We start from the raw sequence: 17,156 nt of genomic DNA, 5'->3' as shown, positions 1-17,156 counted from the left end.
CCGGTCAGAGCTCGTCGACGGCCGTGAGATCGATGTCGATGCTGTAGGGCTTGTCGACCTTGATCCGGTCGCGGTGCATGCCCATGTGCACGTACGAGCGAGTGAGCGGATCCAGTTCATACACGTGGATGAGCGGCTTGCGGTCGGTCCCGTCACGCTCGACCCGCCAGAAATGGGGGATGCCGGCATTGCCGTACTTGTACGGCTTGGTCGTACGGTCGCGGGACTCCGAGTCCGGGGACACGACCTCGATGGCCAGCGCCACGTCCTGAGCCTGGTAGCTCGTCTGGTCCGGGCCGCGGACCGCATCGGCGTGGACCACACTCACATCGGGCTCCGGCCCGTTGCGCCGATCCAGAACGATGGTCATCTCTCGTTTGACCCTGTACTTCTTCGGCACGCCGCGCCGCAGTCCGCTGACCAACAGGTCGATCACATCTGCGTGAAAATTGCGCTGTGGACTCACGGTGATCAGGCTCCCGTCGATCAGCTCGGTGTGCGGCGGGAGATCAGGCAGCGTGAACAGGTCGTCCACGGTGTAGCCGTCCAGCGGCGGCACCGGCCACTGGACGCGGTGCTCTACGGACTCGGCGGTCATGGTTCCTCCCATGGACGGGATCCTGCTGCCTGCCCTCCACGGTAGCCGCCCGTTTCCGATCACGTCATCACGAAGAGTGACTGTCTCCTCGCGTTCCGGCCTTGTTCCGCCAGGGCCTACGCTTGAAAGCTGATCGATCCACCGGGCAGGAGAGAAATGGCCGTCAATCTGGTCAATGTCGAGAACGTCAGCAAGGTGTACGGGACGCGTGCGCTGCTCGACGGGATCTCCCTCGGTGTCTCCGAGGGGGACCGGATCGGGGTCGTGGGGCGCAACGGGGACGGCAAGACCACCCTCATCCGGATGCTGGCCAAGCTGGAGGAGGCCGACACCGGGCGGGTGACGCACTCCGGCGGGCTGCGGCTCGGGGTGCTGACGCAGCACGACTCCCTCGACCCCGAGGCGACCGTGCGGCACGAGGTCATCGGGGACATGGCCGACCACGAGTGGGCCGGGAACGCCAAGGTCAGGGACGTACTGACCGGGCTGTTCGGCGGGCTGGACCTGCCCGGGTTCCCCAAGGGCCTGGACACGGTCATCGGGCCGCTGTCCGGCGGTGAGCGGCGGCGGATCGCGCTCGCCAAGCTGCTCATCGAGGAGCAGGACCTGATCGTCCTCGACGAGCCGACCAACCACCTCGACGTCGAGGGCATCGCCTGGCTCGCCGAGCACCTGCGGAACCGCCGGTCCGCGCTCGTCTGCGTCACCCACGACCGCTGGTTCCTCGACCAGGTCTGCACCCGCATGTGGGACGTGCAGCGCGGTGACGTGTACGAGTACGAGGGCGGCTACTCCGACTACGTCTTCGCCCGCGCGGAGCGCGAACGGATCGCCGCCACCGAGGAGGTCAAGCGGCAGAACCTGGTCCGCAAGGAGCTGGCCTGGCTGCGGCGCGGCGCTCCCGCGCGGACGTCCAAGCCGAGGTTCCGGGTCGAGGCCGCGAACGAGCTGATCAAGGACGTCCCCCCGCCGCGTGACAGCAGCGAGCTGATGAAGTTCGCGTCGTCCCGGCTCGGCAAGACGGTGTTCGACCTGGAGGACATCACCGTCCAGGCCGGGCCCAAGGTGCTGCTCAAGCACGTGACCTGGCAGCTCGGGCCCGGGGACCGCATCGGTCTGGTGGGGGTCAACGGGGCGGGCAAGACGTCCCTGCTGCGGGCGCTGGCGGAAGCCGCCCGCAGCGAGGGGGAGGTGCAGCCCGCGGGGGGCAGCGTCCGCGTGGGCAAGACGGTCAAGCTCGCCTACCTCTCCCAGGAGGTCGCCGAGCTCGACCCCACCTGGCGGGTGCTGCAGGCCGTGCAGCAGGTGCGCGAGCGCGTCGACCTCGGCAAGGGGCGCGAGATGACCGCCGGGCAGCTGTGCGAGACGTTCGGGTTCAACAAGGAGAAGCAGTGGACGCCGGTGGGGGACCTGTCGGGTGGTGAGCGGCGGCGGTTGCAGCTGCTGCGGCTGCTGATGGACGAGCCCAACGTCCTCTTCCTCGACGAGCCCACCAACGACCTCGACATCGAGACCCTCACCCAGCTCGAGGACGTCCTCGACGGCTGGCCCGGCTCGATGATCGTCATCTCCCACGACCGGTTCTTCGTCGAGCGCACCACCGACCGGGTGTTCGCCCTCCTCGGCGACGGCGCCCTGCGGATGCTGCCGCGCGGGATCGACGAGTACCTGGAGCGCCGCAAGCGGATGGAGGAGGCCGCCGCCGCCTCGGTGGCCGCCGTCCCGGCCGCGGCGACCCAGGGTTCCGCCCCGGAGAGGAGCGCCGCCGACCAGCGCGCCGCCAAGAAGGAGCTCCAGAAGATCGAGCGCCAGCTCGACAAGATCTCCGAGAAGGAGACCAGGCTGCACGCCGCCATCGCCGAGCAGGCCACCGACTTCGCGAAGGTCGCCGAACTCGACGCCGAGCTGCGGGAACTGGCCGGACAGCGGGACGAATTGGAGCTGCGCTGGCTGGAACTGGCGGACGACGCCTGAGCCGCCGGCCCTGTCCGTGTACGGGGCGCGGGTGGCGTGAAGGGGGCGTGAAGGCGCGTAACGGGGGCATCACGGGCCGGTCCTCCCTTGGGAACAGGGGCGGATACGACCCGGTGGCGTGTCGGTGCCGGGTGATACAAAGGGGCCAGTCTGAGAAACGTCTGAATACGACTCTGGGTTCACTGCGTACCTCAGGGCGTGGCTAAAAATCAGTGAGTGAGGGGGGACGCGCTGATGACGCAGCCGCCGAACCAGCCGCCGCAGGGTGGCTTCGGAGCACCGCAGGATCCGCCGCCAGGGGGTGGCTTCGGGGCTCCGCAGCCGCCTCCGCAGGGTCCGCCGCAGCCCGGGTACGGGTATCCGCAGCAGCCTCCGCAGCAGCCGGGGCCGTACAACTCCGGGCCGTACGCCTCCGGGCCCTACGGCCCGCCGCAGCAGCCGGGTCCCTACGGGCAGCCCGGGTACGGATACCCGTCGCAGCCGCAGTTCCCCGGGACGCCCGGCACGCCGCCGCCCGGCGGGTCCGGCTCCCGCAACCCCTTCAAGGGCAAGCCCGCCATGATCATCGGTGCCGCGGTCGCCGCGCTGCTGGTGGCCGGCGGCACCGTGTGGGCCGTCTCCGGTGACGACGGCAAGAAGGACAAGAAGCCCGTCGCCAAGCAGACCGACGACCCCGAGCCGGGCGGCTCGTCCGGCGCCCCGGTGAACCCGGGCGACGGCAGCGGCGACGGCGGCGAGGACCCGGAGAACCTCAACGAGGGCCGTCAGGCCGGTGAGTCCAGGGTGCTCTGGTACAAGGAGGCACCCGACGCGCCCGGTTCCGGCGCCGACGCCCCCGGCATGTGGATCACCGGGAAGACGGCCGTGAAGGCCGCCTACAAGGAGCTCTCCGCCTACAACGTCGGTGACGGCGATCCCGCTTGGGACACCATCACCTTCCCGCAGGAGATCTGCGCGGTCACCCAGGAGAAGACGGCCGACGACAAGGTCGTCATCGCCTACAAGAGCGGCAAGAGCGACAGCGCCGAGTGCAACCAGCTGCAGCTCGTCGACCTCAACACCGGCGAGAAGGGCTGGAAGCAGGAGGTCGCGGACGGCGCGCTGTTCGACTCCGTGCTCTCCATCGAGATGACCCTTACCGGCGACACACTGATGGTGGGCCGCTCGCAGTCCGGCACGGCGTACGACGTGACCAGCGGCAAGAAGCTGTTCGACGCGAAGAAGTACGGCGACGCCCCCTGCTTCCCCGCCGCCTTCGCGGGTGGTGAGCGGCTGCTCCAGGTCGCGTCCTGCGGCGTCGGCGGCACCGACGAGCACGACGAGCTCCAGGAGCTCGACCCGAAGACCGGCAAGGTGAGGTGGACCCAGAAGTTCGACAAGGGGTGGCGCATCGAGCGCGCCTACTCCGTCGACCCGGTGGTCGTCTACAGCACCAACGAGGACAAGAAGGCGTGGAACATATCCGCCTTCACCGGCGGCAGCGGCAAGTTCCGCTCCGAGGTCACCGTCGACGAGGACTTCGCCCCCGGCTGCGGCTGGGCCATCCTCGCGCGCGACCTCCAGGGCTGCGAGGGCGCCGTCGTCGACGGGGACACCCTCTACCTGCCCACCGAGGCGACCACCGGGGCCAACGAGATCGTCGCCCTCAGCCTCGACAACGGCAAGGAGCGCTGGCGGGTCAAGTCCCCGGCCGACGAGTCCATGCAGCCCATCAAGGTCGAGGGCGGCAAGCTCATCGCCTACGTCGGGCCGTCGTACGACGCGGGCGGGCAGGTCGTGGCGATCCCCGTCAGCGGCAGCGACCACAAGCCGGCCGAGCTGATGCGGAACCCGCAGGGTGTCGCGGACATCGAGAACAGCTTCTTCAGCAAGTCGATCGACTGGGTCGACGGACGCTTCTACCTCTCGACCACACGGCTGACCGGCAATGACGAGTCGAAGGGGAAGTTGATGCTCGCCTACGGCAAGTGAGGTCGCGGCTCGTCTTCTTCCCGCAGTCCGTCACCCGTCGTCCGCCGTCCCTCGTCCCCTTCCCCGAGGTACTCACGTCATGACCCAGCCGCCTCCGCCGCCGCCCAACCAGCCTCCGCAGCAGCCGGGGTTCGGGCCGCCGCAGCAGCCGCCCACCCCTGGTGGGCCCGAACTCAACAAGGCCCCGGAGCCCGGATACGGGTATCCGCAGACCCCGCCGGCCCCGGCCGCCCCGCAGCCTCCGGTCACGCCGCCGCCGGCTCCGCAGGGGCCCGGGTACGGGTATCCGCAGCAGCCGCCGACCGCCGCCGGGTACGGGTATCCGGGGCAGCAGCAGCCGGGGGCGTACGGGCAACCCGGGTACGGACAGCCCGGGTACGGGCAGCCCGGCTACGGCCAGCCCGGGTACGGGCAGCCCGGCTACGGCCAGCCCGGGTACGGGTATCCGCAGCCGCCGACCATGCCGATGCAGCCGCAGCCGGGGGGTGGCGGGAAGAAGTTCAACACGCAGGCCGCCATCATCGTCTCGGCGGTCGCGGCCATCGCCCTGATCGTCGGCGCCGGTGTCTGGTACGCGTCCTCGTCCGGCAAGGACGACGACAAGAACACCACCGCGAACTCCGGCGGCACCGGCGGCAAGGACGAGAAGAACGGCGGCACCGGGGGCACCGGGGGCACCTCCTCCGGCGCCGAGGAGAAGGCACCGGCCGACACCGGTTCCAAGGTGCTGTTCCAGGTGCCCGCGCCCAAGGTCCCCAAGGGCACCACGAGCATCCCCACCTCCGGTTCCTGGCTGACCGACACGGTGTACGCCAAGAGCGGGATCGCCGAGGTCGTCGGCTACGACCGCGCCAAGGGCACCGAGAAGTGGACGGTCGACCTGCCCGGGCCGGTGTGCGAGGGCAGCGGCCGTGTCACCGAGGACAACAAGACGGCGATCATCTTCAAGCCCGCCATGCCGACCAAGACGGATCCGCAGTCCTGCACGCAGGTCGCGGTGATCGATCTGGAGACCGGCAAGCAGGTGTGGGCCAAGAGCGCCAAGTCCGGCACCATGCCGATCAGCTTCAACAACGTCACCATCAGCGGCGGTACCGTCGCGGCGGGCAGCATCAGCGGCGGCGCCGCCTGGGAGGTCGCCTCCGGCAAGCAGCTGTGGGCGCCCAAGACGTCCGACTCCTGCTACGACTCCGGGTACGGCGGCGGTGAGAAGCTCGTCGCGGTGCGCAAGTGCGGCACGTACGAGCAGCGGCAGCTGCACATCCAGACCATCGACCCGAAGACCGGGAAGGTGATCACCGAGTACAAGATGGACGAGGGCATCGAGTACGCCGCCGTCGTCTCCACCGACCCGCTGGTCGTGGCCGCCGATGTCGGTGACTCCGCGGGTGACGGCAGCGGCATCTCGGACTTCTTCTCCATCGACAACAAGACCGGCAAGCTGCGTACGCGCATCTCCGCGCCGGGCGAGGAGTACGCGGCCCGCTGCGACGCCATCTACAAGCTCGAGAAGTGCAGCGGGCTGGCGGTCGGCGAGGACAGGCTGTACATCGCGACCGAGGAGCACGAGGGCGGCGGGGAGTCGTACAGCCAGACCAACGAGGTCGTCGCCTTCGACCTGGCGACCGGCAAGCAGACCGGGCAGCGTGCCGACGCGGGTGACGGCTACACGATCACCCCGCTGCGGATGGACGGCGGCAACATCCTGGCGTACAAGCGTCCGCCGTACGACAAGGGCGGGCAGATCGTCAGCATCGACGGGGGGACCTTCAAGCAGACGACGCTGATGGAGAACCCGGCGACGGAGGCCGTGCGGGACGTGGAGACGCGGATGTCGCCGGAATACGCGGAGATCCTGTTCTCGCAGGGCGGTCTGTACATGTCCGGTGCGTACGCGAGTGACTTCTCGTCGGCTTCGGGCGAGAAGGAATACCTGGTGATCGCTTTCGGTACGAGCTGATCGTTCGTTTTCTTGTTTCTCGCGGCCCCGTCCCTGGTCAGGGACGGGGCCGCGGGCGTATCGCGCATCCTGCGCCCATCGCCGTCTAATGCGAGAATTTCGGTGATCCGGGGCGATTCTCGCCGGTAGGGGGAGCGCGGCGTCGAACAAGCGTGTAGCTTCCGGGGGCATCTCGGGGTGCGTTGTTATGGGGGGTTGGTTGTTCGATGGGAGTGCGGCTGATGGTGGTCGACGACCACCGATTGCTCGCCGAGGCGTTGGCCTCGGCGTTGAAGCTGCGGGGGCACCGGGTGCTGGCGGCTGCGGCGCCGGCTGCCGGGGCGGCGGATCTGGTGATCAGCAGGGCGCCCGAGGTGTGCCTGCTGGGGACGGCGGCGCCGGCGGAGGCGGGGGCGTTCGATCCGGTGGTGAAGATCAAGCGGGAGCGGCCGCAGGTGGCGGTGGTCGTGCTGGGGCCGGTGCCGTCGCCGCGGGGCATCGCGGCGGCGTTCGCGGCGGGGGCGTCGGGGTACGTGCGGCACGACGAGCGCATCGAGGGGGTCGAGCGGGCGATCACGAAGGCGCGGGCGGGGGAGGCCGCCGTGGCCCCGCAGTTGTTGCAGGGGGCGTTCGGGGAGCTGCTGAATCCCGCGGCGCAGCCGGACGACGAGGGCGCGCGGTTGTTGCAGATGCTGACGCCTCGGGAGGTGGAGGTGCTGGTGCGGGTCGCCGACGGGGAGGACACCCGGCTGATCGCGGCGGGCATGGGCATCGCGCCGTCCACGGCCCGGACGCATGTCCAGCGGGTCCTGATGAAACTGGGCGTGGGCTCCCGCCTGGAGGCGGCGGCCCTGGCCGCCCGGACGGGGCTGCTGGACCGGGCGGGGCCGGTGGGGGGCGGCTCCTAGTCCTGCGGCGCGGTGTCGGGTCCGGTGGGATGCCTGCGGCCCATCGTTCGGTCCGGTGGGTGCGGGCGCAGCGCCCACGGTCGGTGGATGGGTCGGGGCCGCGTCGGGGGGTGTCCGTCCTCGGACCGGCGCGATGGGGTCACTTGGATGAGGTGCGGGGCGCGGACGCGCCGCCCACTGCGGGCGGCCACCCCCGCCCCGCCCCTTCCCGCCGTACGCGGCGTAACCGCAGCACCCCCGCGATCCGCGGGCAATCGCATGCCGCGTCCCCCGCCGCTCCCGCGGGCAGTCGTGCCTCCCCCAGTGCCTGAAGGGCCTGGGAGGTACCCCCAGGGCGATGGGGGTTCCCCCGCTCGAGCGAAGCCGAGAGTGGGGGAGGGGGGACGCGACGGCACCCCGCAGCGCTGGGCTGCGCGAACACCCCTTGGCCCACACCGACGCCGGTCGCCCGGCACGGCGCCGGGCCGCGCGACCCGTACAGCCCCGCTCACTCCTCCCGTTCCCCCGGAACGACATCCGGCGGCGGCGGAGCCGTCGGCCTGAGCTTCAGCCAGAGGAGGAACAACAGGCCCAGGACCAGCATCCCCAGCCCCGTCCAGAGGTTGATGTTGACCCCCTCGGCCTTGTCGATGTCCGCATCGGACGCGGTGAATCCCGCGATCGTGACGATCACGCCGTACACGACGAACAGCCCGCCGATGATCCGCCGGATGTCGAACAGCCGCGCGGCCGTCGCGGACTTGGTCTCCAGCTCGGTGATCTCCCGCTGGAGATCACGCTCGGAGTAGTGCTCGGACATGGTCTCTCCATCCTCCCGCGATCAGAACGAGAACGGGATGTAGCAGGCGGCAGCCAGGATCACCGCACCCCAGCCCAGCAGCGCGGGCTTGCGGTACCACGCGTCGTCGCCCTCGGCGGGCGGCTCCGCCATGCCGGGCGAGCGCGTGCCGTAGACCAGGCCCTGGAGCTCGTCGGCGGGCTTGGGCGCGGTGAAGAGCGACACGGCGACCATGACCACCGCGCCCGCGACGAAGCCGGCGATCGCGGAGACGAAGTTGGCGCCCTGGTCGGAGGGGATGTCGATGATGCCCTGCTTGTAGATGACGAAGTAGTTGATCATCGCGGCGGTGGTGCCGGCGATCAGGCCCCAGAAGCCGGACTTCATGGACGCCCGCTTCCAGAACATGCCGATGATGAAGACCACGAACATCGGCACGTTGAAGAAGGAGAAGAGCGTCTGGAGGTAGCTCATGATGTTGGAGAAGGAGCTGGCCAGGAACGCCGTGCCGATGGAGGCGAGGACGCCGATCGCGGTGATCAGGCGGCCGAAGCGGACGTAGTACGCGTCCTCGCGGTGCTTCACCACGTACTTCGCCCAGATGTCGGTGGTGAAGACGGTGTTGAAGGAGGAGACGTTGGCCGCCATGCCGGCCATGAACGCGGCCAGCAGGCCGGTGACGGCGATGCCCAGTACGCCGTTGGGCAGGAGCTGCTCCATCAGGTACGGGATGGCGTCGTTGTACTGGAGGTCCGAGTCGGGCGTGCCGATGGCGGGCACGAGGACCGCCGCGACCAGGCCCGGGATCATCACCAGGAACACGATGAAGATCTTCGGGAACGCGGCGATGAGCGGGGTGCGCTGGGCCGCCGAGAGGTTCTTGGCGGACAGGGCGCGCTGCACCTCGGCGAAGTTCGTCGTCCAGTAGCCGAAGGAGAGGACGAAGCCGAGGCCGAGGACGATGGTCAGCCAGTTGGCGCCGAGCGGGTTGTCGCTGCCGATGCCGGTGCCGCCCCAGGAGGTCATGAAGTCGTCGCCGCGCGACGCGGTGAGGGAGTCGGACAGGCCGTCCCAGCCGCCGACGCTCTTCAGGCCGAGCACGGTGATGGGGATGAGCGCGGCGAGGATGACGAAGAACTGCAGGACCTCGTTGTAGATCGCCGAGGACAGGCCGCCGAGGGTGATGTAGGCCAGGACGAAGAAGCCGGCGACGACGATCGCCACCCACTGCGGCCAGCCGAGGAGGGCCTCGACCACGATCGCGAGGGCGTACAGGTTGACGCCGGCGATCAGGATGGCGGCGGCCGCGAAGAGGCCCGAGCTGAGCAGGTGGGCCGCCTTGTCGAAGCGCAGCAGCAGGAACTCGGGGACCGAGCGGACCTTGCTGCCGTAGTAGAACGGCATCATCACCAGGCCCAGGAAGACCATCGCGGGGATGGCGCCGATCCAGTACCAGTGGGTCGTGTAGACGCCGTACTGGGCGCTGTTGGCGGCCATGCCGAGGATCTCGGTGGCGCCGAGGTTGGCCGCGATGAAGGCCAGACCGGTGACCCAGGCGGGCAGGGAGCGGCCGGAGAGGAAGAAGTCGAGGCTGGTTCTGACCGAGCGGCGGGCGGCGAAGCCGATGCCCAGCACGACGACGAAGTAGATCCCGAGGATCGTGTAGTCCAGCCAGTTGGTGGGGAGTCGAAGCTCTGCGGCTAGGTATGTGGGGGTTTGCATACACACTCGCTTCGTTCGCGAACTGATCCGGTGCGGAACCCGTGCCTCCGTGTTCAGTGATTGAACACTTCCCGTGACGTTCTTTGTTTGATTGTGATAAGCGGGGCTCGCTGATGGGTTGTGATGTGTTATGTTCGATTGTGTTGAATGGTTGGCGGGTGCAGAGGAGTACGGCAGTGAAGAAGACCTCGACCCGGCTGGCCGACGGTCGCGAGCTCATCTACTACGACCTGGGCGACGACACCGTCCGCGACGCCGTCGACCGCCGCCCGCTGGACGCCACCGTCACCACCTCCGAGATCCGCCGCGACGTACTCCTTGGCGACTCCGTCGCCATCGCCTCGCACCGTCAGGGGCGTACGTACCACCCGCCGGCCGACGAGTGCCCGCTGTGCCCCTCCGAGGGCGACCGGCTGAGCGAGATCCCGGACTCGTCGTACGACGTGGTCGTCTTCGAGAACCGTTTCCCCTCGTTGGCCGGGGACTCGGGCCGGTGCGAGGTCGTCTGCTTCACCTCCGACCACCACTCGTCCTTCGCCGGGCTGAGCGAGCGGCAGGCGCGACTGGTGCTCGACGCCTGGACCGACCGGACCTCCGAGCTGTCGCATCTGCCCTCCGTCGAACAGGTCTTCTGCTTCGAGAACCGGGGGGCCGAGATCGGCGTCACCCTCCAGCACCCGCACGGGCAGATCTACGCCTACCCCTTCACCACCCCCCGCACCGCCCTGATGCTGCGCCAAGTGGCGGTACACAAGGAGGCGACGGGCGGTGAGAACCTGTTCGACGCCGTGCTGGAGCGGGAACGGGCCGACGAGCGGATCGTCCTTGAGGGTGAACACTGGGTGGCCTTCGTGCCGTACGCGGCGCACTGGCCCTACGAGGTCCACCTCTACCCCAAGCGCCGGGTGCCCGACCTGCTCGGACTGGACGAGGCGGCGCGCACGGAGTTCCCCCAGGTGTATCTGGAACTCTTGAAGCGCTTCGACCGGATCTTCGGGGAGGGCGAGCCTCCGACGCCGTACATCGCGGCCTGGCACCAGGCCCCGTTCGGGCAGCTGGAGGACTTCGAGGGCGTCACGCGTGACGACTTCGCGCTGCACCTCGAGCTTTTCACCATTCGCCGCACATCCGGCAAGCTGAAGTTCCTCGCGGGCTCCGAGTCCGGCATGAACGTCTTCATCAACGACGTGCCGCCGGAGCGCGCGGCCGAGCGACTGCGAGAGGTAGCGAGTTCATGAGCGGGAAGTACCTGGTGACGGGCGGGGCCGGTTACGTCGGCAGTGTCGTCGCCCAGCATCTGCTGGAGGCCGGCCACGAGGTCGTCGTGCTCGACAACCTCTCCACCGGGTTCCGGGAAGGTGTTCCCGCGGGTGCGTCGTTCATCGAGGGCGACATCCGCGACTCCGCCAAATGGCTGGACTCCTCCTACGACGGCGTCCTGCACTTCGCCGCGTTCTCCCAGGTCGGCGAGTCGGTGGTGAAGCCGGAGAAGTACTGGGACAACAACGTCGGCGGCACCATGGCGCTGCTCGGCGCGATGCGCGAGGCGGGCGTGCGCCGGCTCGTGTTCTCCTCCACGGCGGCGACGTACGGCGAGCCGGAGCAGGTCCCGATCGTCGAGTCCGCGCCCACCCGGCCCACGAACCCGTACGGCGCCTCGAAGCTCGCCGTCGACCACATGATCACCGGTGAGGCGGCGGCGCACGGACTGGGCGCGGTCTCCCTGCGCTACTTCAACGTGGCCGGCGCCTACGGGCAGCACGGCGAGCGGCACGACCCCGAGTCGCACCTCATCCCGCTCGTGCTGCAGGTGGCCCAGGGACGGCGCGACGCGATCTCCGTCTACGGCGACGACTACCCGACGCCGGACGGCACCTGCGTGCGCGACTACATCCACGTCGCCGACCTGGCCGAGGCCCATCTGCTCGCGCTGCGGGCCGCCGCGCCCGGCGAGCACCTGATCTGCAACCTCGGCAACGGCAACGGATTCTCCGTCCGCGAGGTCGTCGAGACGGTCCGTCAGGTCACCGGCCACCCGATCCCCGAGGTCGTGGCCCCCCGCCGGGGCGGCGACCCGGCGGTCCTGGTCGCGTCGGCCGACACCGCCCGCGAGAAACTGGGCTGGAACCCGTCGCGCGCCGACCTCGCGGGGATCGTCGCGGACGCGTGGGAGTTCGCGCAGCAGCGCGCCAAGCAGCAGGCCGAGCAGGCCGAGTAGAACGTCACGAAGGGTCAGGGGTCAGGGCATGAGCGAGTCCAGCGAGGCCGTCGCGGGGTCCGTCGCCGAGCGGTTCGAGGAGCTGTACGGGGCCGCGCCGGACGGGGTGTGGGCGGCACCGGGCCGGGTCAACCTCATCGGCGAGCACACCGACTACAACGACGGCTTCGTCATGCCGTTCGCCCTGCCGCACACCGCGGTCGCGGCGGTGTCCCGGCGCGACGACGGCGTCCTGCGGCTGCACTCCGCCGACGTGGACGGGCCCGTCGTGGAACTGACGGTGGACGCCCTGGCCCCCGAGTCCGACAAGCGGTGGACCGCCTACCCGGCGGGCGTGGTGTGGGCGCTGCGCGAGGCCGGGCACACCGTCACCGGCGCCGACATCCACCTCGCCTCGACCGTCCCGGCGGGCGCGGGCCTGTCGTCCTCGGCCGCCCTGGAGGTCGTGGTCGCGCTCGCCCTGAACGACCTGTTCGGCCTCGGTCTGCGCGGCTGGCAGCTGGCCCGGCTGTGCCAGCGCGCGGAGAACGTCTACGTCGGCGCCCCGGTCGGCATCATGGACCAGACGGCCTCGGCCTGCTGCGAGAGCGGCCACGCCCTGTTCCTCGACACCCGTGACCTCTCCCAGCGCCAGATCCCCTTCGACCTGGCCGCCGAGGGCATGCGCCTGCTCGTCGTCGACACCCAGGTCAAGCACAGCCACAGCGAGGGCGAGTACGGCAAGCGCCGCGCGGGCTGCGAGAAGGGCGCGGCCCTGCTGGGCGTCGACGCCCTGCGGGACCTCCCGTACGAGGAACTGGACGCGGCGCTGGAACGGCTCGGCGACGAGGAGGAGGTCCGCCGGCTGGTCCGCCACGTGGTGACGGAGGACCAGCGGGTCGAACGGGTCGTCTCCCTGCTGGAGTCGGGCGACACCCGGGCCATCGGGCCCGTCCTGGTCGAGGGCCACGCCTCCCTGCGCGACGACTTCCGCGTCTCCTGCCCCGAACTCGACCTGGTGGTGGAGACCGCCGTCACCTCCGGCGCCCTCGGCGCCCGCATGACCGGCGGCGGCTTCGGCGGCTCGGCCATCGTCCTGGCGGAGGAGACGGACGTGCCCGCCGTCACCAAGGCGGTGGAGGAGGCCTTCGCGGCGGCCGGGTTCAAGGCCCCGCGTGTCTTCGAGGCGGTCCCCGCGGCGGGGGCGCGGCGGGTGCGCTGACGGTCCCCGGGAACCGCCGGGGCGTGAAACGGGTGGGTCCGTGACTCGGCGGGTCCTGTGCCCGGCGGTGCGCCGAGGCGGGGCGGCGGCGCCGGGCAGGGCGCGGTGTCACCATCCGCTGAGCGTGTAGGCGGCGCCAGGGCGATACGGATCGGGGATCAGGCCGGGTTCGGGTGCAGGGGCGTCCGCGCGGTCCCGCGGGCCGTTCGGACCTCGGCGACGGCCGCGGTGACGGCGGTGCCGAAGGCCGGCTCCTGCCGGGCCACGATCCGACCGCGGAACCCCTCGACGAGGCGGACGACACCGGAGAGGCCGGCGGGGTCGGCATGGTTGATCTCACGGGCCGGCGCGAAGGACATGGGACTCGATCCCGAGCGGTAGGAGCGGCAGCGGACGGGCGCCGTCGGGTCGGGTCAGCTGAGCCGCTTCGTCAGGGTGTACTCCGTGATCCCCGGCGGATAGTCGGGAATCACGCACACCACCTCGTAGCCGTGCTTCCGGTAGAAGGCCGGGGCCTGGAAGTCCCAGGTCTCCACGCGGGAGGCCGTGCAGCCGCGTTCGGCGGCGAGGCGTTCCGCCTCCGTCAGCAGGCGGGAGCCGAGACCCGCCCCCCGGTGGCGGGCGTCGACCCAGAGATAGGTCACGTGCAGCCACGTCGTCCAGGTGTGGCCGACCAGGCCGCCGGCCAGTCCGCCGTTCGCATCCAGCACCCACACGTGCAAAGGCGCTTCGCGTTCGGCCGGGGTTCCGCGCAGTGCCCGCAGGATCGGTGAGGCCGCGGTGTTCGTGTCCCTCAGCCGCCTGCGGAGCAGATCACGTCGGGCCTTGTCGACTTCTGTCTCAAGACGAAACATGCGGCTCACCATAAACGCGCAAGGCCGCCAGTTCTGCAAATAACCTTCCGCTCCCGGCGCCCGCCCGTACCCTGATGAACAGCGCCGGTGGGGGCCGGCGCCGTTCAGGGGGCGAGACGGTCGGGTACGGCGTCCGAGGCGGGGGTGGCGGTTGTCGCGCGGCGGCGGCCGTGCGGCTGCGGCGGCCCGTCCCACGTCCGGTGAGTGAGTGAAGTGACAGGGCCTCGGCGTCGTACCCGCGCCGGTGTCGTCCTCCGACGATGGGGTAGTCCCCTGCTCTGGGAAGAGCGTGGGGGAGGGGGGTTTCGTGGTTCGTATCCGAGTCCTGGTCGTCGACGACCATCGCATCTTCGCCGAGTCGCTGGCCGCGGCCCTGGCCGCGGAGCCCGACGTCGACGTGTCCGCGGCGGGCAGCGGCCCGGCCGCGTTGCGCTGTCTGGAGCGGGGGGCCGCCGAGGGGCGGCGGTTCGACGTGCTGCTCGTCGACGCCGACCTGGGCGGCAAGGTGCCGGGCGGCCGGCCGGCCGTGCCCGTGCAGGCCGGTGACGAGGACGGGCTCGTCGACGGGATAGCGCTGGTCACCGGGGTGCGTGCGGCGCAGCCGCAGGTACGGATCGTCGTCCTCGCCGAGAAGGACGACCCGGCCCGGGCCGCACTCGCCCTGCAGGCGGGAGCCTCCGGGTGGGTGGCCAAGGACTGCTCGCTGAGCCGGCTGCTCACCGTCATCCGGGGGGTGCTGCGCGACGAGACGCATCTGCCGCCCGCGCTGCTGACGGGGGTGCTGCGGGAGCTGACCGCCGCCCGGCGGCACCGCACGGAGAGCGAGCGGCTCGTGGAGTCCCTGACCCCGCGTGAGCGGGAGGTGCTGCGGTGCATGGTCGCGGGGCTGGGGCGCAAGGCGGTCGCCGAGCGCCTGTACCTGTCCCCGCACACCGTACGGACCCATATGCAGAACGTCCTCGGGAAGCTGGGCGTGCACTCCACCCTCGCCGCGGTGGCCCTCGCCCGGCGGGCGGGTGTCGGGCCCGTCGACCTAACCGGGGATGTTGTCGAACGGGGCGGTCAACTGGCGTAGCAGGCCGGCCAGTTCGCTGCGCTGGGCGCGGGTGAGTTCGGAGAGGATCGCCCGCTCCTGCGCCAGCAGCCCGGCCAGTGCCTGGTCGGCGCGGTCGCGGCCCTCGTCCGTGAGCCGGACCAGGACACCGCGCCGGTCACTGGGGTCGGGCAGCCGCTCCACCAGGCCCTTCTTGGCGAGGCGGTCGATGCGGTTGGTCATCGTGCCCGAGGTGACGAGCGTCTGCGTGAGGAGCTGCCCCGGCGAGAGCTGGTACGGGGTGCCCGCGCGGCGCAGTGCGGTCAGCACGTCGAACTCCCAGGACTCCAGGCCGTGCTCGGTGAAGGCGAGCCGGCGTGCCCGGTCCAGGTGCCGGGCCAGTCTGCTCACCCGGCTGAGCACCTCGAGCGGTTCCACGTCGAGGTCCGGGCGCTCCCGGCGCCACGCTGCGACCAGCCGATCGACCTCGTCCTCCATGACGATCAGTGTAGTGGTTGTGTCGACGTGAAGTCTCTTGATGTCGAGTCTCTTGACGTCGAGATGGGTGGGGGTGAGAGTGGGTACCCGTCCACCGGCATCCGGGAGGCTTCATGTCCGCAGCGACCCCCACCTGGGACCCCGCCCAGTACCTGCGCCACGCCGGTCACCGCACCCGGCCCTTCACCGACCTGCTCGCCCGCGTCCCGGACCTCCCGGGGGACCCGCCGCGCATCGCCGACCTCGGCTGCGGCGCCGGCAACGTCACGGCCCTGCTCGCCGACCGCTGGCCCACCGCCCGCATCACCGGCTACGACAACTCGCCCGAGATGCTCGGCAAGGCCCGCGCCGACCACGAGGGCGGCGGGCTGGACTTCGTCCACGCCGACGTCCGCACCTGGGTGCCGGAGGGGTCGTACGACCTCATCGTCAGCAACGCCACGCTGCAATGGGTCCCGGGGCACGTGGAGCGGTTCCGCGACTGGGTCGAAGGACTCGCCCCCGGCGGCACCTTCGCCTTCCAGGTCCCCGGCAACTTCGACGCCCCCAGCCACGCACTCATGCGGGAACTGGCCGCCTCCCCGCCCTGGCGCGACCGCCTGGACGGCGTCCTGCGCCACGACGACGCCGTGCTCCGGCCGGAGGCCTACCTGGAGCACCTGACCGCCCTCGGCTGCACGACCGACGCCTGGGAGACGACGTACGTGCACCTGCTGGAGGGGGAGGATCCCGTCCTCGACTGGGTCGAGGGCACGGGCCTGCGTCCCGTCCTGACGGCTCTGGCGGACGAGCCCGAGGCCCGCGACGCGTTCGTCGGCGCCTACCGGTCCGCCCTGCGAACGGCCTACCCGACCGGTCCGCACGGCACCCCGCTCCCCTTCCGCCGCGTCTTCGCGGTCGCCGTCAAGGAGGCGTGAAGGCATGCTCACCGCCGTCGACCACGTGCAGCTCGCCGCCCCGCCCGGCTCCGAGGAACGGCTGCGCGCCTACTACGCCGGTGTCCTCGGCATGACCGAGACGCCGAAGCCGCCGGCCCTGGCGGCGCGCGGCGGCTGCTGGTTCGAGGCCGGAGACGTAGGGCTCCACCTGGGCGTCGAGCACGACTTCCGGCCCGCGAGGAAAGCCCACCCCGGCCTGAGGGTGACCGGCATCGAGGCGTACGCCGCCCGACTGGCCGCCCACGGAGCCCCCGTCACCTGGGACGACGACCTCCCGGGCCACAAGCGCTTCTACTCCGACGACCCGGTGGGCAACCGGCTGGAGTTCCTGGAGCCGTCGGCCGGAGCGCCCGTGCCACGTCGATGACCACCGGCGGCGGCCAAGGCGTTCTCCAGATCCTCGATCACCCGGGGAGCGACGAGGAGGGCCACCACCCGGCCTTCATCCGTGAGGGCGATGGGCTCTCGGCTGCCGGCCACCCGGCGGATCAGCTCCTCCAGTCGGAGGGCGGCCTCGTCGACCG

The 17,156-nt window shown here is 70.7% G+C and carries 16 protein-coding genes; 10 read left to right on the top strand and 6 right to left on the bottom strand.

Going from position 1 to position 17,156, the window contains the following annotated elements; genetic code table 11:
• Positions 1-4: 4 nt before the first annotated feature.
• Positions 5-598 carry a Uma2 family endonuclease gene (locus AB0A94_RS12675; protein ID WP_361742968.1) on the bottom strand — a complete coding sequence of 198 codons (594 nt, stop codon included), beginning with the start codon at positions 596-598 and terminating at the stop codon, positions 5-7.
• Positions 599-754: 156 nt separating this feature from the next.
• On the opposite strand from AB0A94_RS12675, the gene AB0A94_RS12670 reads away from it, so the two are divergent.
• The 4 genes from AB0A94_RS12670 to AB0A94_RS12655 all read left to right on the top strand — a co-directional run bounded on the left by AB0A94_RS12670 (position 755) and on the right by AB0A94_RS12655 (position 7,390).
• Positions 755-2,572, top strand: a complete 1,818-nt coding sequence (locus AB0A94_RS12670; protein ID WP_361742965.1) for an ABC-F family ATP-binding cassette domain-containing protein — start codon at positions 755-757, stop codon at positions 2,570-2,572.
• 234 nt (positions 2,573-2,806) lie between these two features.
• A complete protein-coding gene (locus AB0A94_RS12665; RefSeq protein WP_361742962.1) occupies positions 2,807-4,543 on the top strand; it encodes a PQQ-binding-like beta-propeller repeat protein in 1,737 nt (578 codons plus the stop codon).
• Between the two features lie 79 nt (positions 4,544-4,622).
• The gene (locus AB0A94_RS12660; RefSeq protein WP_361742959.1) at positions 4,623-6,503 is read left to right on the top strand and encodes a PQQ-binding-like beta-propeller repeat protein; all 1,881 of its coding nucleotides are present in this window, start codon (positions 4,623-4,625) and stop codon (positions 6,501-6,503) included.
• 206 nt (positions 6,504-6,709) lie between these two features.
• A complete protein-coding gene (locus AB0A94_RS12655) occupies positions 6,710-7,390 on the top strand; it encodes a response regulator transcription factor (RefSeq protein WP_361742956.1) in 681 nt (226 codons plus the stop codon).
• 487 nt (positions 7,391-7,877) lie between these two features.
• Here AB0A94_RS12655 and AB0A94_RS12650 read toward each other — a convergent pair whose 3' ends face one another.
• Together AB0A94_RS12650 and AB0A94_RS12645 are read right to left on the bottom strand one after the other, a co-directional pair.
• On the bottom strand, positions 7,878-8,189 hold the full coding sequence (locus AB0A94_RS12650; protein WP_361742953.1) for a hypothetical protein: 312 nt from the start codon (positions 8,187-8,189) through the stop codon (positions 7,878-7,880).
• Positions 8,190-8,210: 21 nt separating this feature from the next.
• The gene (locus AB0A94_RS12645; protein WP_361742950.1) at positions 8,211-9,890 is read right to left on the bottom strand and encodes a sodium:solute symporter family protein; all 1,680 of its coding nucleotides are present in this window, start codon (positions 9,888-9,890) and stop codon (positions 8,211-8,213) included.
• Positions 9,891-10,066: 176 nt separating this feature from the next.
• Between AB0A94_RS12645 and galT the strand changes: the two genes are divergently transcribed.
• From galT to galK, 3 genes are read left to right on the top strand one after another with little or no spacing between them, the layout of a single operon-like run.
• The gene (gene galT / locus AB0A94_RS12640; protein WP_361742947.1) at positions 10,067-11,128 is read left to right on the top strand and encodes a galactose-1-phosphate uridylyltransferase; all 1,062 of its coding nucleotides are present in this window, start codon (positions 10,067-10,069) and stop codon (positions 11,126-11,128) included.
• Entirely contained in the window at positions 11,125-12,108 is a 984-nt protein-coding gene (gene galE, locus AB0A94_RS12635) for a UDP-glucose 4-epimerase GalE (protein ID WP_361742944.1), read from the top strand. The genes galT and galE overlap by 4 nt, the downstream gene beginning before the upstream one ends.
• A gap of 28 nt (positions 12,109-12,136) precedes the next feature.
• On the top strand, positions 12,137-13,309 hold the full coding sequence (galK, locus tag AB0A94_RS12630; protein WP_361742941.1) for a galactokinase: 1,173 nt from the start codon (positions 12,137-12,139) through the stop codon (positions 13,307-13,309).
• A gap of 158 nt (positions 13,310-13,467) precedes the next feature.
• Here galK and AB0A94_RS12625 read toward each other — a convergent pair whose 3' ends face one another.
• Together AB0A94_RS12625 and AB0A94_RS12620 are read right to left on the bottom strand one after the other, a co-directional pair.
• A complete protein-coding gene (locus AB0A94_RS12625; RefSeq protein WP_361742938.1) occupies positions 13,468-13,668 on the bottom strand; it encodes a hypothetical protein in 201 nt (66 codons plus the stop codon).
• Positions 13,669-13,722: 54 nt separating this feature from the next.
• Positions 13,723-14,175: a GNAT family N-acetyltransferase gene (locus tag AB0A94_RS12620; RefSeq protein ID WP_361742935.1), complete on the bottom strand. Its 453-nt coding sequence runs from the start codon at positions 14,173-14,175 to the stop codon at positions 13,723-13,725.
• A gap of 295 nt (positions 14,176-14,470) precedes the next feature.
• On the opposite strand from AB0A94_RS12620, the gene AB0A94_RS12615 reads away from it, so the two are divergent.
• Complete coding sequence (locus AB0A94_RS12615; protein ID WP_361742932.1) at positions 14,471-15,238, top strand: response regulator transcription factor; 768 nt, start codon at positions 14,471-14,473, stop codon at positions 15,236-15,238.
• Here the strand turns inward: AB0A94_RS12615 and tamR are convergent.
• Positions 15,197-15,694, bottom strand: coding sequence for a MarR family transcriptional regulator TamR (tamR, locus tag AB0A94_RS12610; RefSeq protein WP_361742929.1), 498 nt, complete (start codon positions 15,692-15,694; stop codon positions 15,197-15,199). The two genes, AB0A94_RS12615 and tamR, sit on opposite strands and share 42 nt — an antisense overlap.
• Positions 15,695-15,807: 113 nt before the next feature.
• On the opposite strand from tamR, the gene AB0A94_RS12605 reads away from it, so the two are divergent.
• Together AB0A94_RS12605 and AB0A94_RS12600 are read left to right on the top strand one after the other, a co-directional pair.
• Entirely contained in the window at positions 15,808-16,611 is an 804-nt protein-coding gene (locus AB0A94_RS12605) for a trans-aconitate 2-methyltransferase (RefSeq protein WP_361742926.1), read from the top strand.
• A 4-nt stretch (positions 16,612-16,615) separates the two neighbouring features.
• The gene (locus AB0A94_RS12600; protein WP_361742923.1) at positions 16,616-16,999 is read left to right on the top strand and encodes a VOC family protein; all 384 of its coding nucleotides are present in this window, start codon (positions 16,616-16,618) and stop codon (positions 16,997-16,999) included.
• Positions 17,000-17,156: the final 157 nt, after the last annotated feature.

The sequence above is a fragment of the Streptomyces sp. NPDC044984 genome (genome assembly GCF_040646935.1).
Taxonomy (GTDB): Bacteria; Actinomycetota; Actinomycetes; order Streptomycetales; family Streptomycetaceae; genus Streptomyces.
Note: the sequence above shows the minus strand (reverse complement) of the source record. Positions and strands in the feature narration are given on the sequence as shown.